We start from the raw sequence: 18560 nt of genomic DNA on the forward strand, positions 1-18560 counted from the left end.
TTCCGCAAGTGAGCGCGCCCGCTGCCGCAAAACGACGAGTCATCGTCGGAATTACCGGCGCAACGGGCGCGATCTACGGCGTACGTTTGCTAGAGACGCTGCGCCGGCTTTCCGGTGTCGAGACGCATTTGCTCGTTTCCAGCGCCGGATGGCTCAATATTCAGCACGAACTCGATCTCGACAAGGGCACCGTTCACGCGCTCGCCGACGTCGTTCATAGCGTACGCGATATCGGCGCGACCATCGCTTCGGGTTCCTTCGCGACCGACGGCATGGTCGTCGCGCCATGCTCGATGCGCACGCTTGCAAGCATCGCGCACGGTCTCTCCGACAATCTCATCACCCGCGCCGCCGATGTGGTGCTAAAAGAGCGCCGCCGCCTCGTGCTCCTCGTGCGCGAGACGCCGCTCAATCTCGCGCACCTGCGCAATATGACGGCCGTCACGGAGATGGGCGGCGTGATCTTTCCGCCATTGCCCGCGTTCTATCAAAAGCCCGCGACCATCGACGACATGGTGAATCACACGGTCGCGCGCGTCATCGATCAGTTCGGCTTTGGGCAGCCCGTCGCGCCCGCATGGCGAGGGCTGCGCGGCGAAGCAGCGGATTAACAACGACGGCGACACAATGCGTTGCCGTTCGCGCCGTTTATCAACACGGCTCGCGGCACTACATTGACGGCAGATCCCTAAGGAATTCGCCGCCATGAGCCAACTGCCCACCGTTTTCATTTCCCACGGCGCACCAACGCTGCCGATCGACCCGTCGATGCCATCCGCCGAATTCGCCTCGCTCGGACAAACGCTGCCGCGCCCGCGCGCCATTCTGATGTTGTCGGCCCATTGGGGCACGGCGCAACCGGCGGCGAGCACGGCCGAACGCCCGGAGACGATCCACGATTTTTATGGCTTCCCGCGCGCGCTCTACGAACTGCGCTATCCGGCGCCGGGTGCGCCCGGCCTCGCGAAGCGTGCCGCCGCGCTGCTCGGCGAGCACGGCATTCCCGCGGCAACAGCGGATCGCGGGCTCGATCACGGCGCTTGGGTGCCGATGCTTCTGATGTTTCCGGATGCCGACGTCCCGGTTGCGCAGTTGTCGATTCAGCCGCATCTCGACGCCGCGCATCATTTCCGCATCGGCCGGGCCCTGCGCGATTTGCGCGACGACGGCGTGATGATCGTCGGTTCCGGACAGATCACGCACAATCTGCGCATGGCCGATTTCCGCGCCCGTCCGGAAGACGCCGATCCGCGCGTGACCGAGTTCACCGATTGGTTCGAAAGCCGCATGGCCGAGCGCGATATCGACGCCCTGCTCGACTATCGCGCCCGCGCGCCGCACGCCGCGCTGATGCATCCGACCGACGAACATCTGCTGCCCGTGTTCAGCGCGCTCGGCGCGGCGGCGGATGATTATCGGCTCGGCATTCAGTCACTCGGCACGTTCCAGCGCGCGCTCGCGATGACCAACTACGTGTTCACCGACGATTAACGCCGAAGCCTGCTCCGAAATGAAAAAACCCGCCTGATCGCTCGGGCGGGTTTTGTCGTGAAGCGGAAGGACTTTAGGCGCCGACTTCGTGAAGAATGTCGTCGCGGCTTTCGCGTTCGTCGAGATACTTCGTGCGATAGCCCGTGTGCACGCCCCAGTAATAGAAGATCAGCGCGAGCACGGCGACCGCAGCCATGTCCCAGCCGTACGGCAGAAGTCCGCTACCGCCGAAATCCTTGCTGCCGATCAGCGACATCACCGCCATCGACGGCAAATAGGCCATGAGCCACCACGCCGCCTTCAGATCGCGGCCCCAGCCCGCAAAGCCCGTCCTGCTCTGAAAGTAGAAATAGACGGGAAGCGCGACGACCATCAGCAGAATGATCTCGCCGGTGAGCGGCCACTTTGCCCAAAACAGCACGAGCGACGCGCACACGAACGCGAACGGCGCGATTACGCCCATCATCGGCAATTTGAGCGGGCGTTCGAGGTCGGCCGCCGAGCGGCGCAGCGCCATCAGGCTGACCGGGCCGGTGAGATACGAGATCACGGTCGCAACCGAAATCACCGCCGCGAGCGAGCTCCAGCCACGGAAGAAGAACAGGAAAATGAACGCGACGATAAGGTTGAACCACATCGCGGGGCGCGGCACGCCGTAGAACGGATGCACGACGCCGAAAATCTTCGGCATCGTGTTATTGCGCTGCATCGCGTAGATCATGCGGGTGGTCGTCGCCATGTAGGTCGTGCCGGTGCCGCTCGGGCTGACGAACGCATCGACATACAGCAGGAACGCGAGCCAGTTCAGATTCAGCGCGAGCGCCAGTTCCGCGAACGGCGACGCGAAGTTGAAGTGCGACCAGCCTTTCATCACATCGGTCGGACTCACCGCGCCGATATACGCGATCTGCAGCAGCACGTAAATCACGAGCGCCAGCAGGATCGAGCCGATCACCGCGAACGGCACGCTGCGCGCGGGATGGCGTGCTTCCCCGGCGAGATTCACCGGGCTCTGAAAACCGTTGAAGCTGAACACGATGCCGCTCGTCGCCACCGCCGTCAGCACGGCGGGCCAGCCGTACGGCGCGAAGCTCGACGCGGTGCCGAAGTTCTCCGAATGGAACCCGGTGAAAACGAGGCCCGCGATAGTGGCGCCTGGAATCAGGAACTTGAAGATCGTGATCGCGGAGTTCGCGCGCGCGAACACTTTGACGCCCCAGTAGTTCAGCATGAAGTAGACGATCACGAGCAGCGCCGACAGCCCGAGGCCCATCGGCGTAAGCGACTCGTTGACGAAGAGCGCATGCGCCCAGTCGTACGGCCAGGTGCTCATGTATTGGATCGACGCTTCGGCTTCGATCGGGATCACCGAGACGATCGCGATCCAGTTCGCCCACGCGCTGATGAAGCCGACGAGCGCGCCGTGCGAATAGCGCGCGTAGCGCACCATGCCGCCCGACTCGGGGAACATCGCGCCGAGTTCCGCGTAGGTCAGCGCAATCGCCAGAATGACGACCGCGCCGATCACCCACGCGACGATCGCAGCCGGTCCGGCGATCTTGGCGGCTTTCCAGGCGCCGAACAGCCAGCCCGAACCGATAATGGACCCGAGGCCGGTCAGCAAAAGCGCCATCGGGCCGATATTTCTTTGTATCGAACTCTTCAACTCTCTCTCCAGTGTCTCGCGGCGCGCGCGCAGCGCCCCACGCGTTCTTTCTCGCGTTCCGGCGGTGTCGGTGCAACCCTTTAGAAGGCGCGTAGTTTAACGGTTGCACCTTTCGAATGCAGTGCATGCCGGAAAGAAATTGCCCCGAAGCGGTGTATTTGAAGGATGTTCCGGCCCGAAATTGCAGGTTCCGTAATTTTTGCTTGCTTGTCTCAGAAAAGTCCCTTCAGAGTTGTCGGATATTAATTGACCGCGAATTCGTTTCGCCGTATAAACCTTCTTGCAGGATTTCAAGTGGCGAGTGAATTGGTTCTTTCGAGTTCGCCATCACGGTACTCCGGTTGGTCCCATTGCCCCTTCCTTGATTTTCCGCACCCTTGGGCTTCGGCCTTATTCATCAATTTTTTGGAATACGTAACATGGAAACCGGTACCGTCAAGTGGTTCAATGACGCAAAGGGCTTTGGCTTCATCACTCCGGATGGCGGCGGCGAAGATCTGTTCGCGCACTTCTCGGAAATCCGCATCGAAGGCTTCAAGACGCTTCAGGAAAACCAAAAGGTTTCCTACGAAGTGAAGACTGGCCCGAAGGGCAAGCAAGCAGCGAACATCAAGCCGGTCTAAGTAGTCAGTACCGCTAGAATTCGTATGAGAACCCCGCCTCGGCGGGGTTTTCTTTTTTGGCTTCGGCCGCGTGTGAACTCAGGCGAAGATGCGCTGCGCGTAGATGCCCAGCCCTTTCGCCACGCTGGCGAGGCGATCGCCGAACACCGGCTGCGCGGCGGGAAATGCCGTCGACAGCGCTTCCGACAGAAACCGCAGCCCGGTCGTCCCGCCCGTGAAATAGACGGCGCCTACGTCGGCGGGAGCCACGCCCGCTCGTTTTAACGTTTCCTGCGCCGCCTCGACGATCCGCCGCGTTTCGTCCGCGCCGGCCGCGATCATTTGTGCCTCGTCGAACGCGACACGCAGCGCTTCTTCCACCTCTTCCATGTCGATTTCGGTCGTGCCGCCCGCCGCGACATCGATCTTCGCTTCTTCGGCGTGCGCCGTCAGCGCGTGACCGAGCCGCCGATACACCACGCGCATCAACCGGTCGTGATGGCGTACGTCGGTATAGAGATGGCGCATCAGTTGTAATTCGCTCACGCGCTTCGGCGTATAGACCGTGTTGATCAGATGCCACGTCGCGAGATCGAAGTACACGGGGCTCGGCAATTCGCGTCCCTTCGGATCGAGCGACTGGTAACCGAGCTCGCGCAGCACGGTCACGAGTTCCACGCGGCGATCAAAGTCCGTGCCGGCGACGTGCACGCCATGATGCGCGAGCACGTCGCCCTTGCGCTCCAGATGGTGCGCGCGCTCCGGGCCGACGCGCACGAGCGAAAAGTCCGACGTGCCGCCGCCGATATCCGCGACCAGCACGAGCCCTTCTTTCGTGAGGCCCGCTTCATAGTCGAACGCCGCGGCGATCGGCTCGTACTGGAAGTGGATCTCGCGCAAGCCGACCGCATGCGCGCAGGCTTCGAGCTGTTTCTGCGCGAGATTGTCGGCGCGCGGATCGTCGTCGACGAAAAAGACCGGGCGGCCGAGCACCGCGCGCGTGAGCGGCTCGGCGGCGAGCGCCTGCGCCTTCTGCTTCAGATGTTGCAGAAAAAGCGTGATGACGTCGGTGTATTTGATTGCGGAACCGTCGCCGAGATCGGTGCTGTTGTCCGCGAGCGGCGAGCCGAGAATACTCTTCATCGAGCGCATCAGGCGACCGTCGAAACCGTCAATGTACGCTTCGAGCGCCGCGCGGCCGTAGGACTGGTTATTCTCGTCGGTGTTGAAGAAAACGGCGGTGGGCAGCGTGGTCGCGTCGCCTTCCACGGGCGCCAGCCGGATCGACGAGCCGTCCGGCAGAGCGACGGCGGAATTCGATGTGCCGAAATCGATCGCGCAATAAGTCATGGGCATCGGCGGCGTCGGATGAGGACGTCGCATTCAAACATGGACGGCGTTTTTAACACGTTCCGAAAGGCGCATCAACCGCATTTCCGATATTTTTAAACCACTGAGTTTATTCGACAAAAGCGGAATGTAACTTGCGCACAAAGCGGCAATTTGTTCGCGTTTTTGCATGCGTAACCGCAACGAACCAGCACATGAACGAAACCGCCGCGCCACAGGAGAACCGTTTGAGCGATACAGCCAGCGATCGTACGGCCATCATCGAAACCGATTTGCCCGGGCGTCTCGACCGTCTGCCGTGGGGCCGCTTTCATACGCTGATCGTGCTCGCGCTCGGCATCACCTGGCTGCTCGACGGACTCGAAGTGACGCTCGCCGGCGCTGTCGCGAGCGCGCTCAAGTCGAGCCCGGCGCTGCAGTTTTCGAATGCCGATGTCGGCATAGCGGGCAGCGCGTATATCGCGGGCGCGGTGCTCGGCGCGCTCGGCTTCGGCTGGCTCACTGACCGGCTCGGCCGGCGCAAGCTGTTCTTCATCACGCTCTTTCTCTACGTGGCCGCCACCGCCGCGACCGCGTTTTCATGGAATCTCGCGACGTTCGTACTGTTTCGCTTTCTGACGGGCGCGGGCATCGGCGGCGAATACACCGCCATCAACTCGACGATCCAGGAATTCACGCCCGCCCGTCTGCGCGGCTGGACCGACCTCGCGATCAACGGCACGTTCTGGGTCGGCGCGGGCATCGGCGCGGCGGGCTCCATCGTACTGCTCGATCCCGGCCTGCTCCCGCCCGATTGGGGATGGCGCGCGTGCTTTCTGATCGGCGCGGTGCTCGGGCTCACGATCCTCTTCATGCGGATGTGGGTGCCGGAAAGCCCGCGGTGGCTCATCACGCACAATCGCGCGGAGGAGGCGAAACAGGTCGTCGAGGACATCGAGGCGCATTTCCGGCAGCAAGGCGTCGAGATTCCCGATACGCCCGTCAAGACGTTGCGCCTGCACGCTCGCGAAGAGACGCGGTTGCGCGAAGTCGTGCATACGCTTTTCAACGCGCATCGCAGCCGCTCGCTGGTCGGGCTCGTGCTGATGACGGCGCAGGCTTTTTTCTACAACGCGATTTTCTTCACGTACGCACTCGTTCTGACCGACTTCTATCACGTCCCGGGCGATCACATCGGCTGGTACGTGTTGCCGTTCGCGGCCGGGAATTTCCTCGGTCCGGTTCTGCTCGGCAAGCTCTTCGATGTGCTCGGCCGGCGCAAGATGATCGCGTTCACGTACGCGATATCGGGCGTGTTGCTGACCATAAGCGGCTGGATGTTCATGCACGGCATGCTCACCGTGACGACGCAGACCATTGCGTGGATGGTGATTTTCTTCTTCGCGTCGGCGGCGGCCAGCTCGGCGTATCTGACCGTGAGCGAAACGTTTCCGCTGGAGATTCGCGCGCTCGCCATCGCGGTGTTCTACGCGTTCGGGACCGCGCTCGGCGGCATCATCGGGCCGACGCTTTTCGGTCAGCTGATCGATACTCACGAGCGCGGCGCCGTGTTCGTGGGCTATCTGATCGGATCGCTGCTGATGATCGCTGCGGCGGTCGTCGCGGGCATCTGGGGCGTCGCGGCGGAGCGCAGATCGCTCGAGGATGTCGCTCGTCCGCTTTCGGCCGCGGACGAGCATTGAGCGCGATTACCTGAACGCCTTGTCCCACGTGCCTTCGAAGGCCGTTTCCGCCAGCGTCTTACGTGCGCGCGGCGCGGCTTCGCGTTCGCGCAGTGTTTCGTCGAGCTGACTCGCGTCGCCGTGATGACCGATCGCGATCATCGCGATGATTTCCACGTCCGCGGGAATCGACAGCGCCTGACGGAATGCGTCGCGATCGAAACCGCCCATCTGATGCGTCGCCAGTCCCAGCGCGTGCGCCTGGAGCACGAGCGCCATCGCGGCCGCGCCTGTGTCGTAGGTCGCGGTGCGGTTCGTGTCGCCCTTCGGCGTGAGCGTCGAAGCCGTCACGCAGATGAGCAGCGGCACGTTCACGTTCCACTTCTGGTTGCCGGGCATGAGCGTATCGAACGCGCGCTTGAACGCGGTCTCGTCGCGATGACGGTCGAACACGATGAAGCGCCACGGCTGCAAATTATTCGACGACGGCGCCCAGCGCGCCGCTTCCAGCAGGCGATGCAACTGCGCGCGCTCAATCGGCGCATCGGAAAAGGCGCGCGGGCTCCAACGGCCGGCGATCAGTTCGTGGATGTCGACATCGGTCGGAGCGGGCTTCGTGGTCATGTTCGTCCTCGTTGGCGTGATGAAAGACACACGGCGCGCATCGGCGAAGATGCGCGCCCTTCAAGGCGACAAGGATAAACAAGCTCGCGCGCTCGTGCAGATCGTCAGGTTGCGGCGACGCCCATCGAACGCCCCGCGCGATTGATGCGCAGCACGGTCACGGCCGCAACGAGGCAAAGGCCGCCGGAGATCATCGTCGCGACGGTGTAGCTGCCGAGGCTCGAGCGCAGCATGCCGCCGCCGAGCGCCGCGAACGCCGCGCCGAGCTGATGACCCGCGACGACCCAGCCGAACACGATCGGCGCCGATTCCTTGCCGTAGACGTCGGTGGCGAGGCGCACGGTCGGCGGAACGGTGGCGATCCAGTCGAGGCCGTAGAACACGGCGAAGAGCGGCAGGCCGAAGAAATCGATGCCGAACGCATACGGCAGATAGATCAGCGAAAGTCCTCGCAGGCCGTAATACCAGAACAGCAGCACGCGCGCGTTGAAACGGTCTGACAGCCAGCCGGAGAGGGTCGTGCCGAAGAGATCGAAAATGCCCATCGCGGCGAGCAGGGTCGCGCCCTGGACTTGCGTCATGCCGTAGTCGGAACACATCGCGATCAGGTGCGTGCCGACATAGCCGTTCGTGCTCGCGCCGCAGACGAAGAAGCTGAAGAAAAGCAGCCAGAAATCGCGCGTCCTGCTCGCCGATGCGAGCGTGCCGAACGCGACCTTGATCGGATTTTTCGGCGGCGAGATCGCGCCGGGGGGCGCACTCGCGGTTTCACCGACGGGACGCAACGATAGATCCGCCGGACGCTCGGGCAACAGCCACGCGACGAGCGGCAACACGATCGCCGCCGCCGCCGCGACGATGAACACGACCGGCCGCCAGCCGAAGCGCTCGGAAATCGATGCGAGGAACGGCAAGAACACGAGTTGGCCGGTTGCGGAGCTCGCGGTGAGAATGCCCATTGCGAGGCCGCGATGCGTGGTGAACCAGCGATTCACGATCGTTGCCGACAGGGTGAGCGCCGCAACGCCCGTCGCGCTGCCGACCATCACGCCCCAGACGAGCACCATTTGCCACGGCTCGGTCATCATCGACGAGATACCGACGCCCGCCGCGAGGGTCGCGATCGCCGCGAGCACCGTCGGGCGCACGCCGAAACGCTGCATCGCCGCCGCGGCGAACGGGCCGGCGAGACCGTACAGCGCGAGGTTGATCGAAATCGCGAGGGAAATCGTGCCGCGCGACCAGCCGAACTGCTTTTCGAGCGGCAACATCATGACGCTCGGCGTCGCGCGCGTGCCGGCCGCCGCGAGCAGTACGAAAAACACGACGCCCACCGCGACCCAACCGTAATGTATCCGGCCGTTCAGCCGTCTCGCTACCCAGTTCATCGCTGCTCCGTTACGTTGATTTTTGTCCTGCGACGTTACCGCTCTGTCACATTAGAGTTGCGAGCTTAGTTACCGATCGGTAACATGTCAAGCATGCAGCAGAATTCTTCGAGGAACCGACTTTGACACGATCCACCGCTGAAGAGCCGAAAAGCCACGCCCGTCGAAGTGTCCGCACCGACGGCGCGACCGCGCAGGAGCAATTGCTCGACGCGGCGCAGGAGCTGTTCTATCGCGACGGCATCCGTGCAATCGGCGTCGATGCCGTCGTGGAACGCGCGGGCGTCAACAAGATGAGCCTGTACCGGCGTTTCGCGTCGAAGGACGAACTCGTCGTCGCGTATCTGGAGCGCATGGACGAACGCTTTCGGCGGCGCTTCGAGGCGAGCGTCGCGAAACATCCGGACGACCCGGCGATGCAGATGATTCAGGCGCTGGAGGATCTGGTGCAACGGGCGTCGTCGCCGGATTATCGCGGCTGCCCGTTCGTAAATATCGCGTGCGAATTCGGCGATCCGGCTCATCCCGCGCGGCAATCGGTCGAGCGCAACAAAAATTACCTGATGACGCGTCTCGTCGAGATCTGCACGGCCGCCGGAGCGGATAATCCCGCTGAACTGGCGGAATCGCTCGCGTTGCTCGTCGACGGCATCTACGCGACGAGCCAGACGTACGGACCCGGCTCGGGCCCGCTGCTCGCCGCGCCGCGCATCGCGCGCACGTTGATCGCCGCGGCGTGTCCCGCGCATCGCAAACAGGAAGGCTCATGACCGACGGCAGCACCCGCGACGACGTGATCGCGGCGACTACGCACTGGCTCACCCGCGCGGTGATCGGACTCAATCTGTGCCCGTTCGCGAAGAGCGTGCATGTCAAAAAGCAGATTCGCTATGTGGTGAGCGAGGCGCGCGGCGTGGAAGATCTCGTCGTAGAACTGACGGATGAACTTCGTCTTTTGCACGATACGGATCCAGAGTCCATTGACACGACGCTTTTCATCACGCCGCACGCGTTCGCGGATTTCGCCGACTACAACGACGCCCTCTTCTTCGCCGAGCGCCTGCTCGATCAGCTCGGGCTCGCGGGCGAATTGCAGATCGCGAGCTTTCATCCGCAGTATCGCTTCGAAGGCACTGCGCCCGACGATATCGACAACTACACGAACCGCGCGCCGTATCCGACGTTCCATCTGATTCGCGAAGCGAGCATCGATCGCGCCGTCGATGCGTTCCCCAATGCATCCGATATCTACGAACGCAATATCGAAACGCTGCGCCGTCTCGGCCATGACGGCTTCGAAGCGTGGATGAAAGACAAATCCTGATCAGTGCGCTGTCGTGAAGAACCGCTCGCGCAGTTCGTCCAGCCCGAGCGTTTCGAGCACGTCCGAGAGTCTTTGCGCGGGCCGGCCGCGCGGCAGATCCTTGAACTGCGCGACGATGAGCTCGTTCTTCATCGAATGTTCCCAGCCGACGAGTTCCGTCACGCTCACCTGATAGCCGTGCGACTCTAGTTGCAGGCAACGCAGCACGTTCGTGATCTGGCTCCCAAATTCGCGCGTATGCAGCGGATGCCGCCACATTTCCGTCAGCACGTTCTTCGAGAGCGAGTGTCCCTTGTTCTTTCGCAGGACTGAAGCCACTTCAGCCTGACAGCACGGCACGACGACGATGTACTTCGCTTTCTTCTGCAGAGCGAACTGGATGGCGTCGTCGGTTGCGGTATTGCACGCATGCAGTGCAGTGACGATGTCGATCGAATCAGGTAGACGATCTGAATCAATTGATTCGGCCACCGACAGATTCAGAAATGACATCCCCGTAAACCCGAGGCGCTCTGCCAATTCTTCGGATTTTTTTACCAGCTCCTCGCGCGTCTCGATTCCAAAGATGTGTGACCGATCGCGCAGAGTCTTGAAGAAGAGATCGTAGAGAATAAACCCGAGATAGGATTTCCCCGCGCCGTGGTCGACGAGCGATACGGCCCCTTGGCGCGCGTGGATGTCGGCAAGAAGCGGTTCGATGAACTGATAGAGGTGATAGACCTGTTTCAGTTTGCGGCGACTGTCCTGATTCATCTTGCCGTCGCGGGTGAGGATATGGAGTTCCTTCAGCAGTTCGATCGACTGGCCGGGACGAATCTCGTGTTTGGTGGAGGGGTCGGGCGTGCCCGGAGCCGACGCGGAGGACTTCCTGGTCATCGTAAAGGTTCGATCAATAAAAAAGCGGAGCATGTTCGCGCCGAATGTGCGCTAACCGCTGGTTCTGTCGTCTCAAAAGAGGAAGTTTACCCAAAAGCGCGAAGACGCTCTTGTTCCAGTCATTGGCTTGATAGCCGATGGGTGGGAGCAGGGCTGCATGGAACAGATTGTGCATCGTCCGACAATGAGGCCATTGGAAGAGACGACACAGCATGGCCTGTCGGCCGTGTACCGATGCAGCGAGCAGGAGCAACAAGCTGGGTAACAAGCAAGCCGCGCTCGACATGCGAAACGTCATCACGCCCGGCCTTGTTACGTAACACCTAACGCACAGCGCGGCGAATGCGACTCGCCGGCGCCATGAACATGAGAGGACGGCGATGGACGCGATCCCCGACAAGAAAGCAGAGAAGCAGTTTCAGGAGATGCTCACGGCACTGACCGCGATGCCCGCGTGGAGTGAAAAGCAGCAGCTCGAACTGGAAATGGCCCGAGAGATTTCCGTGGAAATGTTGCGCCTCGCCGAGTCGATGCGCGACGGTTCCACCGACATCGAAACGTGCCTGACGATGCTGAAGTACGCCAAGGTGATGGATTTCGTCCTGACGACGCTCGCCTCACGCCGGGAGATCGCGCCGCAAACGCTGCGCGTCATCTTCAAGCTGGCGGGTCTGAAGGTCGATGAAGCCTATCCGGGCTGACGCGGACACGTTCTCAAATCCGGTGCGCGCCGCACGCACGCGCCGGTGTCAACTCTTGCGTTTCGTCATCAGGCGCGCCGCGGACTGACGCATGTGCCGCTGCATCGCGGCTTGCGCTTGTATGGCGTCGCGCGCCTCCAAAGCTTCCAGAATTTCGCGATGCTCGCCGAGCGCGGCCGCCCAAGTTTCCTCCCCTTCGAAGTGTCCACGTAGCGTCGACGACAACGGACTATGCCGCTCGTCGTACAGGCTGCCGACCGTTCGCACGAGCACGTCGTTGCCCGTCATCTGCGCAATGGCGATGTGAAACGCGCGATCGGCGCCCATCGGCACCTGGCCGTTTCCGACTTCGCGCGCCATCGTCTCGTACACCGTGCGCAGCGCTTTCAATTCCTTCGGTTTGGCGAACGGCGCGACGCTGGCCGCGATCGCGCCCTCGATCACGCTGCGCGCGGTCATGATCTCGATCGGGCTTTCGCCGAGTTCCGCTTCGCTCGGCGACGACTTGGCCGCCGGCGTCGCGACGATATACACGCCCGAGCCCATGCGGATCTCGACGCGCCCTTCCAGTTCCAGCGCGACGAGCGCCTCGCGCACGGAAGGCCGCGACACGCCGAGCGTCTGCGCCAGTTCGCGCTCCGATGGCAGGCGGCCGTTCGGCGCGAAATCCTGCTGCTCGATCAGTCCGCGCAATTTGTCGGCGATCTGTAGATACAGGCGTCGCGTCTCGGCTGGTTTCACGCTCACGTGCTGGCTCCTGCTTTTCGTCTCGGGGAAAACGTGGATTGTAATCAGCCGAAGGGTTGACGCGCCGCGCGGCGGGCTTTCGACGTTCTCGGACTGCTTACAAGTGGCTTGACCAATTCCATTTCAAGACACTAGTATGCAATCCGGTAAGGCCAGGTGGCCAATTTTTTTGCGGCGATCTGGAACCGTTCCCACTCGACAATTCCCAGCTCCCGACGATGAGCAATCCGATACTCCAATTCGGCACGAGCCGTTTCCTGCAGGCGCACGTCGACTTTTTCGTAAGCGAAGCGGCGCACCGCGATCCGGCGAATGCGCTCGGCAAGATCACCGTCGTGCAGACCACTTCGAGCGCCGACAGCCGCGCGCGCGTCGAGGCATTGCGCGCGGCGGGGCGCTATCCGGTGCGCATTCGCGGTCGTCGGCGGGATGAAACCGTCGATACGATCGTCGAATGCGATTCGATCACGGAAGCACTGCACGCAAACGACGACTGGCCTTTGCTGCTCGAATGCGTGAAGCGCGACGTGAAAGTGATCGTCTCGAACACGGCCGACGCCGGCTACGCGCTCTTCGACGAAGACACCGCCGATCTGCTCGACGGCCAGCGCACGCCGCGCGGCTTCGCCGCGAAGCTCGCCGTGCTGCTTCACGCGCGATATCGCGCGGGCGCGGAAGCGATCACGCTTTTGCCCTGCGAACTCGTTTCGCGCAACGGCGACACGGTGCGCGATCTGGTGATCGGTGTCGCGCGCGGCTGGAACGTCGACGAGGCGTTCATCGGCTATCTCATGAAAGACTGCGTGTGGGTGAATTCGCTGGTGGACCGGATCGTTTCGGAGCCGATTCAGCCGGTCGGGGCGATCGCCGAACCGTACGCGCTGTGGGCGATCGAGCGACAGGCAGGCATGGTGCTGCCGTGCGAGCACGAGGACATTGTCGTCACCGACGATCTCGCGCACTACGAACGTCTCAAGCTCCTGATGCTGAATCTCGGCCACACGATGCTCGCCGAAATCTGGCGCACGCGCGACGGCTCGCCCGACATGACCGTGCTCGACGCCATGTGCGATCCCGCGTATCGCGAGCCGCTCGAAGCGACGTGGCGCGACGAAGTGCTGCCCGTATTCGCGGCGCTCGGCAAGCACGACGTTGCGGCGACGTATCTCACGAGCGTGCGCGACCGCTTCGAGAACCCGTTTCTCGTGCATCGGCTCGCAGACATCGCCCGCAATCACGACGAGAAGAAAGTCCGGCGCTTCCAGCCCGTCATCGAGCTCGCACGCGAACTGAATCTCGACCTCGCGCAGAAGCGTTTGCGCGACGCGCTCGAAACCGCCTGACGAGCGTTCCCCAGCTTTCGAATCACGGCTCACCGCGCCGGCATCGCGGATCGGGCCGGAACACATGAAGTGCCGCCCATTGAGGAGACAAACGATGCGCAAAATGCGTTGGGTAGTGATATTTCTGGCTTTTCTGGCAATCGCGATCAACTATATCGATCGCGCGAATCTCGCGGTCGCCGCGCCGCAGATCGAAAAGGCGCTCGGCATCGGCCCCGCGGAAATGGGCTTCATCCTGAGCGGCTTTTTCTGGAGCTACGCGCTCATGCAGATGCCGTTCGGTTGGTTCGTCGATCGCGTCGGCGCGCGTATCGCGTTGCCGCTCGCGGTGGGCTGGTGGTCGGTGTTCACGGCGCTCACCGCCGTCGCGACGAGCGTCGCCGGCATGTTCGGCTGCCGCCTGATGCTGGGCATCGGCGAGGCGGGCGCGTATCCGTCGTGCGCGAAGCTCGTGTCGCAATGGTTCAAGAAGGAACAACGCGCGTTCGCGACCAGCATCTTCGATAGCGGCTCGCGCGTGGGTTCGGCTTTGTCGATTCCGGTCGTCGCGCTGATCATCAGCTCTTTCGGCTGGGAAGCGTCGTTCGTCATCACCGGCGTGATCGGCTTCGTGTGGATTCTCGGCTGGTTCCTGATCTACCGTAACAAGTCGAAAGGCGATCTGACGGGCGAAATGGACGCCGCGCCGGTCCAGCCGGTTGCGCCGCGAACCAAGGTGTCGTGGGCGTCGCTGTTCAAGTACCGCACGCTGTGGGGCATGATGCTCGGCTTCTTCTGCCTGAACTTCGTCATCTACTTCTTCATCACCTGGTTCCCGAGCTATCTCGTGCAGGCGCACGGCTTCTCGCTGAAATCGCTCGGCACGCTCGGCACGATTCCCGCACTGATGTCGATTCCGGGCGGCTGGTTCGGCGGCTGGGTGTCGGACGCGCTCTTCAAACGCGGCTGGAGCCTCACCGCCGCGCGCAAGACCTGCATGGTCGGCGGCATGCTCCTTTCGTCGGTCATCACGCTGTGCGCGTTCGTCACCAGCATTTATCTGATGCTCGCGTTCTTCGGCATCGCCTACGCAAGTCTTGCGTTCGCGGCCGCCAGCATCTGGTCGCTGCCGAGCGACGTTGCGCCGACGCCGGATCACGTCGCCTCGATCGGCGGGATTCAGAACTTCGCGTCGAACCTCGCGGGCATCGTCATCACGACCTTCACCGGCGTGATGCTCGCGATCACCAAGGGCTCGTTTGTGATTCCGCTCTGTGTCGCGGGCGGCTTCTGCTTCCTCGGCGCGTTCAGCTATCTTGTAATCGTCGGCAAGATCGAGCCGCTCAATCGCGCCGAAGAAGAGCAAGCGCGGCTCGACAACCGCGCACCTTCCACGGTCTGAGAACACAACCATGTCCACCACATCCACCGACCATGCGGTCATCCGGCTGCACCCGAACGACGACGTCGTGATCGCGACGCGTCAGTTGCTCTCCGGCGCGCGCATCGCGTCGGAGGATTTCGTCGTCGCGGGACTGATTCCGCCCGGGCACAAGATCGCGACCCGCGATATCGCCGCGGGCACGCCCGTGAAGCGCTACAACCAGATCATCGGCGTGGCGCGCGAGGCGATCTCGCGCGGTCAGCACGTGCATACGCACAATCTGTCGATGGCCGATTTCGCGCGTGAGCACGAGTTCGGCGTCGATCAGCATCCGACGCCCTTCGTCGACAAGCCCGCGACATTCATGGGCATCCGCCGCGACGACGGCCGCGTGGCGACACGCAATTTCGTCGGCGTGCTGACGAGCGTGAACTGCTCGGCGACGGTTGCGCGCGCCATCGCCGATCACTTTCGGCGCGATGTGCATCCGGAAGCGCTCGCGGATTATCCGAATGTCGACGGCGTGATCGCGCTCACGCATGGACTCGGATGCGGTATCGACATGCAGGGCGAAGGGCTCGGCATTCTGCGCCGCACGCTCGCGGGTTACGCCGTGCATCCGAACTTTCATGCCGTGCTGTTCGTCGGGCTGGGATGCGAGACGAATCAGATTTCGGGCGTGCTCGAATCGAGCGGCTTGAAGGACGGCGAAAAGCTGCGCAGCTTCACGATTCAGGACAGCGGCGGCACGCGAAAGACGATCGAGCGCGGTATCGCGATCGTGAAGGAAATGCTCGCCGACGCCAATCGCGTGCAGCGCGAACCGGTGCCGGCGGCGCATCTGGTCGTCGGCTTGCAGTGCGGTGGATCGGATGGTTATTCGGGCATTTCGGCGAATCCGGCTTTGGGCGCCGCGGTCGACAAGCTCGTCGCGCACGGCGGCACGGCGATTCTTTCCGAGACGCCCGAAGTCTATGGCGCAGAGCATCTGCTGACGCGCCGCGCGGTGAGCCGCGAAGTCGGCGAGAAACTGCTTGCGCGCATCAAGTGGTGGGAGGAGTACTGTGCGCGCAACGGCGCGGCGATGGACAACAATCCGTCGGCCGGCAACAAGGTCGGTGGTCTCACGACGATCCTCGAGAAGTCGCTCGGCGCGGTCGCAAAGGGCGGGACGACCAATCTCGTCGAAGTGTACGAATACGCGCAGCGTATCGATGCGAAGGGCTTCGTCTTCATGGATTCGCCCGGCTACGATCCAGTGTCCGCGACAGGCCAGGTCGCGTCGGGCGCGAATCTGATCTGCTTCACGACGGGTCGCGGTTCCGCTTATGGCTGCGCGCCTTCGCCCTCGCTCAAGCTCGCGACAAACACCGCGTTGTGGGAGCGCCAGGAAGAGGATATGGACATCAACTGCGGCGGCGTGATCGACGGATCGGCGACCATCGACCAACTCGGCGAACAGATCTTTCAGATGATGCTCGATTGCGCGTCGGGCGTGGCGTCGAAAAGCGAGCTACACGGATATGGACAGAGCGAGTTCGTGCCTTGGCAGGTGGGTGTGGTGACCTGAGTTTTGCTGAGCGCAGCGAATTGTGACCGATGCGCTCTTTGTTAAACCGTGGCCGCGTGCTGCGCCATCATCTGCAACGCCACGGCTTCCGCGACTTCGATGCCATCGATCGCCGCCGAGTAGATACCGCCGGCGTAACCCGCACCCTCGCCCGCCGGATACAGCCCTTCAACGTTGACGCTCTGATAATCGTCCTTGCGACGCACGCGGATCGGCGAAGAAGTGCGCGTCTCGACGCCGGTCAATACGGCGTCATGCATCGCGAATCCTTTGATCTTTTTGTCGAGTTCGGGCAAGGCTTCGCGGATCGCTTCGATCACGTAATCGGGCAACGCGGTGCTCAGGTCGGTCGGCTTCACGCCGGGTTTATACGACGGAGCAACCGATCCAAGCGATGTCGACGCACGCCCCGCGATGAAATCCCCGACGAGTTGTCCCGGCGCGCAGTAGTCGCCACCACCCAGCTCGAACGCGCGCTCTTCCCACTTGCGCTGAAACGCGATGCCGGCAAGCGGGCCGCCTGGATAGTCGTCCGGTGTAATGCCTACGACGATGCCCGCATTCGCATTGCGCTCGGCGCGCGAATACTGACTCATGCCGTTCGTCACGACGCGCCCCGGCTCCGACGTCGCCGCGACGACCGTACCGCCCGGGCACATGCAGAAGCTATACACCGCGCGGCCGTTGCTGCAGTGGTGGACCACTTTGTAGTCGGCAGCGCCCAGCTTTTCGTGACCGGCGAATTTGCCGAAGCGGCTTCTATCGATCACCCCTTGCGGATGTTCGATGCGAAAGCCCAGCGAAAACGGCTTGGCTTCCATGTACACGCCGCGGTCGTGCAGCATCTCGAATGTGTCGCGCGCGCTATGACCGACGGCGAGTACGACATGATCGCAGCGCAGCGTTTCGCCGGTCGACAGCGTGAGGCCGCGCACCTTGCCGTTATCAATGTCGATGTCCTCAACCCGCTGCTGGAATCGCACTTCACCGCCGAGCTGGTGGATCTGCGCGCGCATCTTCTCGACCATGCTCACGAGCCGGAACGTGCCGATGTGCGGGCGGCTCAAATATAGAATGTCTTCCGGCGCGCCGGCCTTGACGAATTCGTCGAGCACTTTGCGGCCGTAGTGCTTCGGATCCTTGATCTGACTGTAGAGCTTGCCATCGGAAAACGTGCCGGCGCCGCCTTCGCCGAACTGCACATTCGACTCCGGATTGAGTTCGTTGCGACGCCAGAGTCCCCACGTGTCTTTCGTTCGCTCACGCACGGCCTTACCGCGTTCGAGGATGATCGGACGGAAGCCCATCTGCGCGAGGATCAAGCCTGCAAAAAGTCCACAAGGTCCCATGCCGATCACGACGGGGCGCAGCAATGTCGAGCGCGCCGGCGCATTCGCCACGAAACGATACGCCATGTCAGGCGTCACGCCGCAGTGCGGATGCGGACGTGCGTCGAGACGCTTCAGCACCGATGCTTCGTCTTGCAACTCGACATCGATAATGTAGGTGAGCTTGATATCGGCCCGCTTGCGGGCATCGTGCGCGCGGCGAAATACGTGGAAGCTCACGAGTTCGCTTGCCGCTACGCCAATCTCCGCGAGACGTGCGAGAACCGCAGATTCGATAGCCGATTCGGGATGATCGAGCGGGAGCTTGATTTCGCTTAGACGTAGCATGGGGACATCGACGGCGCGGCCGTGCTTTTGAGAATACGTAGAGGGATTTTAGCGCTTGCGGGACGCGACTTTCGTCTCCGCGCTGTGGGGCGTTTCGAAACGCAAAAACCCCACCTTGCAGGGGTGGGGTTTTTGTTTGGAGCATAAGGAGCCTGACGATTACCTACTTTCACACGGG

At 62.5% G+C, this 18560-nt stretch carries 17 protein-coding genes; 10 read left to right on the forward strand and 7 right to left on the reverse strand.

Features of this window, described 5'->3' with window-relative positions; genetic code table 11:
* Positions 1 to 8: 8 nt before the first annotated feature.
* The gene (locus NCS28_RS12030; protein ID WP_250514045.1) at positions 9 to 611 is read left to right on the forward strand and encodes a UbiX family flavin prenyltransferase; all 603 of its coding nucleotides are present in this window, start codon (positions 9 to 11) and stop codon (positions 609 to 611) included.
* A 94-nt stretch (positions 612 to 705) separates the two neighbouring features.
* Positions 706 to 1491, forward strand: a complete 786-nt coding sequence (locus NCS28_RS12035) for a DODA-type extradiol aromatic ring-opening family dioxygenase (RefSeq protein WP_250514046.1) — start codon at positions 706 to 708, stop codon at positions 1489 to 1491.
* 73 nt (positions 1492 to 1564) lie between these two features.
* On the opposite strand, the gene NCS28_RS12040 is transcribed toward NCS28_RS12035, so the two are convergent.
* The gene (locus tag NCS28_RS12040) at positions 1565 to 3157 is read right to left on the reverse strand and encodes an APC family permease (protein ID WP_250514047.1); all 1593 of its coding nucleotides are present in this window, start codon (positions 3155 to 3157) and stop codon (positions 1565 to 1567) included.
* A gap of 419 nt (positions 3158 to 3576) precedes the next feature.
* On the opposite strand from NCS28_RS12040, the gene NCS28_RS12045 reads away from it, so the two are divergent.
* Positions 3577 to 3780, forward strand: a complete 204-nt coding sequence (locus NCS28_RS12045; RefSeq protein WP_007000074.1) for a cold-shock protein — start codon at positions 3577 to 3579, stop codon at positions 3778 to 3780.
* 78 nt (positions 3781 to 3858) lie between these two features.
* On the opposite strand, the gene NCS28_RS12050 is transcribed toward NCS28_RS12045, so the two are convergent.
* Positions 3859 to 5109 (reverse strand): Hsp70 family protein, encoded by a 1251-nt coding sequence (locus NCS28_RS12050; protein WP_250514061.1) that lies wholly within the window; start codon positions 5107 to 5109, stop codon positions 3859 to 3861.
* A gap of 194 nt (positions 5110 to 5303) precedes the next feature.
* Between NCS28_RS12050 and NCS28_RS12055 the strand changes: the two genes are divergently transcribed.
* Positions 5304 to 6791, forward strand: coding sequence for an MFS transporter (locus tag NCS28_RS12055; RefSeq protein WP_250514048.1), 1488 nt, complete (start codon positions 5304 to 5306; stop codon positions 6789 to 6791).
* A gap of 6 nt (positions 6792 to 6797) precedes the next feature.
* Here the strand turns inward: NCS28_RS12055 and NCS28_RS12060 are convergent, their stop codons facing one another.
* Together NCS28_RS12060 and NCS28_RS12065 are read right to left on the reverse strand one after the other, a co-directional pair.
* Positions 6798 to 7394, reverse strand: a complete 597-nt coding sequence (locus NCS28_RS12060; RefSeq protein WP_250514049.1) for a nitroreductase family protein — start codon at positions 7392 to 7394, stop codon at positions 6798 to 6800.
* A gap of 104 nt (positions 7395 to 7498) precedes the next feature.
* Complete coding sequence (locus tag NCS28_RS12065; RefSeq protein WP_250514050.1) at positions 7499 to 8782, reverse strand: MFS transporter; 1284 nt, start codon at positions 8780 to 8782, stop codon at positions 7499 to 7501.
* 122 nt (positions 8783 to 8904) lie between these two features.
* Between NCS28_RS12065 and NCS28_RS12070 the strand changes: the two genes are divergently transcribed.
* Positions 8905 to 9552: a TetR/AcrR family transcriptional regulator gene (locus NCS28_RS12070; RefSeq protein ID WP_250514051.1), complete on the forward strand. Its 648-nt coding sequence runs from the start codon at positions 8905 to 8907 to the stop codon at positions 9550 to 9552.
* Positions 9549 to 10106: a DUF1415 domain-containing protein gene (locus tag NCS28_RS12075; RefSeq protein WP_250514052.1), complete on the forward strand. Its 558-nt coding sequence runs from the start codon at positions 9549 to 9551 to the stop codon at positions 10104 to 10106. Before NCS28_RS12070 ends, NCS28_RS12075 begins: the two co-directional genes overlap by 4 nt.
* On the opposite strand, the gene NCS28_RS12080 is transcribed toward NCS28_RS12075, so the two are convergent.
* Positions 10107 to 10982 carry a class I SAM-dependent methyltransferase gene (locus NCS28_RS12080; RefSeq protein ID WP_250514053.1) on the reverse strand — a complete coding sequence of 292 codons (876 nt, stop codon included), beginning with the start codon at positions 10980 to 10982 and terminating at the stop codon, positions 10107 to 10109.
* Between the two features lie 380 nt (positions 10983 to 11362).
* On the opposite strand from NCS28_RS12080, the gene NCS28_RS12085 reads away from it, so the two are divergent.
* A complete protein-coding gene (locus NCS28_RS12085) occupies positions 11363 to 11683 on the forward strand; it encodes a DNA-binding protein (RefSeq protein ID WP_250514054.1) in 321 nt (106 codons plus the stop codon).
* Between the two features lie 48 nt (positions 11684 to 11731).
* Here NCS28_RS12085 and NCS28_RS12090 read toward each other — a convergent pair whose 3' ends face one another.
* Positions 11732 to 12430 (reverse strand): FadR/GntR family transcriptional regulator, encoded by a 699-nt coding sequence (locus NCS28_RS12090; RefSeq protein ID WP_250514055.1) that lies wholly within the window; start codon positions 12428 to 12430, stop codon positions 11732 to 11734.
* Positions 12431 to 12648: 218 nt separating this feature from the next.
* Between NCS28_RS12090 and NCS28_RS12095 the strand changes: the two genes are divergently transcribed.
* The 3 genes from NCS28_RS12095 to NCS28_RS12105 all read left to right on the forward strand — a co-directional run bounded on the left by NCS28_RS12095 (position 12649) and on the right by NCS28_RS12105 (position 16706).
* The gene (locus tag NCS28_RS12095) at positions 12649 to 13773 is read left to right on the forward strand and encodes a mannitol dehydrogenase family protein (RefSeq protein WP_250514056.1); all 1125 of its coding nucleotides are present in this window, start codon (positions 12649 to 12651) and stop codon (positions 13771 to 13773) included.
* A 94-nt stretch (positions 13774 to 13867) separates the two neighbouring features.
* On the forward strand, positions 13868 to 15154 hold the full coding sequence (locus NCS28_RS12100) for an MFS transporter (RefSeq protein ID WP_250514057.1): 1287 nt from the start codon (positions 13868 to 13870) through the stop codon (positions 15152 to 15154).
* 10 nt (positions 15155 to 15164) lie between these two features.
* Complete coding sequence (locus NCS28_RS12105) at positions 15165 to 16706, forward strand: UxaA family hydrolase (RefSeq protein WP_250514058.1); 1542 nt, start codon at positions 15165 to 15167, stop codon at positions 16704 to 16706.
* A 41-nt stretch (positions 16707 to 16747) separates the two neighbouring features.
* Here the strand turns inward: NCS28_RS12105 and NCS28_RS12110 are convergent, their stop codons facing one another.
* On the reverse strand, positions 16748 to 18382 hold the full coding sequence (locus tag NCS28_RS12110) for an NAD(P)/FAD-dependent oxidoreductase (RefSeq protein WP_250514059.1): 1635 nt from the start codon (positions 18380 to 18382) through the stop codon (positions 16748 to 16750).
* Between the last annotated feature and the right edge of the window lie 178 nt (positions 18383 to 18560).

It is taken from the genome of Caballeronia sp. INDeC2 (assembly GCF_023631325.1).
In the GTDB taxonomy this organism is placed as follows: domain Bacteria; phylum Pseudomonadota; class Gammaproteobacteria; order Burkholderiales; family Burkholderiaceae; genus Caballeronia.

What these genes read in the sequence shown, in the direction of transcription:
- NCS28_RS12060 (WP_250514049.1), bottom strand. Translation starts at nt 7,394, where the DNA reads ATGACCACGAAGCCCGCTCCGACCGATGTCGACATCCACGAACTGATC.
- NCS28_RS12110 (WP_250514059.1), bottom strand. Translation starts at nt 18,382, where the DNA reads ATGCTACGTCTAAGCGAAATCAAGCTCCCGCTCGATCATCCCGAATCG.
- NCS28_RS12095 (WP_250514056.1), top strand. Translation starts at nt 12,649, where the DNA reads ATGAGCAATCCGATACTCCAATTCGGCACGAGCCGTTTCCTGCAGGCG.
- NCS28_RS12065 (WP_250514050.1), bottom strand. Translation starts at nt 8,782, where the DNA reads ATGAACTGGGTAGCGAGACGGCTGAACGGCCGGATACATTACGGTTGG.
- NCS28_RS12105 (WP_250514058.1), top strand. Translation starts at nt 15,165, where the DNA reads ATGTCCACCACATCCACCGACCATGCGGTCATCCGGCTGCACCCGAAC.
- NCS28_RS12080 (WP_250514053.1), bottom strand. Translation starts at nt 10,982, where the DNA reads ATGACCAGGAAGTCCTCCGCGTCGGCTCCGGGCACGCCCGACCCCTCC.
- NCS28_RS12050 (WP_250514061.1), bottom strand. Translation starts at nt 5,109, where the DNA reads ATGACTTATTGCGCGATCGATTTCGGCACATCGAATTCCGCCGTCGCT.
- NCS28_RS12100 (WP_250514057.1), top strand. Translation starts at nt 13,868, where the DNA reads ATGCGCAAAATGCGTTGGGTAGTGATATTTCTGGCTTTTCTGGCAATC.
- NCS28_RS12045 (WP_007000074.1), top strand. Translation starts at nt 3,577, where the DNA reads ATGGAAACCGGTACCGTCAAGTGGTTCAATGACGCAAAGGGCTTTGGC.
- NCS28_RS12055 (WP_250514048.1), top strand. Translation starts at nt 5,304, where the DNA reads ATGAACGAAACCGCCGCGCCACAGGAGAACCGTTTGAGCGATACAGCC.
- NCS28_RS12035 (WP_250514046.1), top strand. Translation starts at nt 706, where the DNA reads ATGAGCCAACTGCCCACCGTTTTCATTTCCCACGGCGCACCAACGCTG.
- NCS28_RS12075 (WP_250514052.1), top strand. Translation starts at nt 9,549, where the DNA reads ATGACCGACGGCAGCACCCGCGACGACGTGATCGCGGCGACTACGCAC.
- NCS28_RS12085 (WP_250514054.1), top strand. Translation starts at nt 11,363, where the DNA reads ATGGACGCGATCCCCGACAAGAAAGCAGAGAAGCAGTTTCAGGAGATG.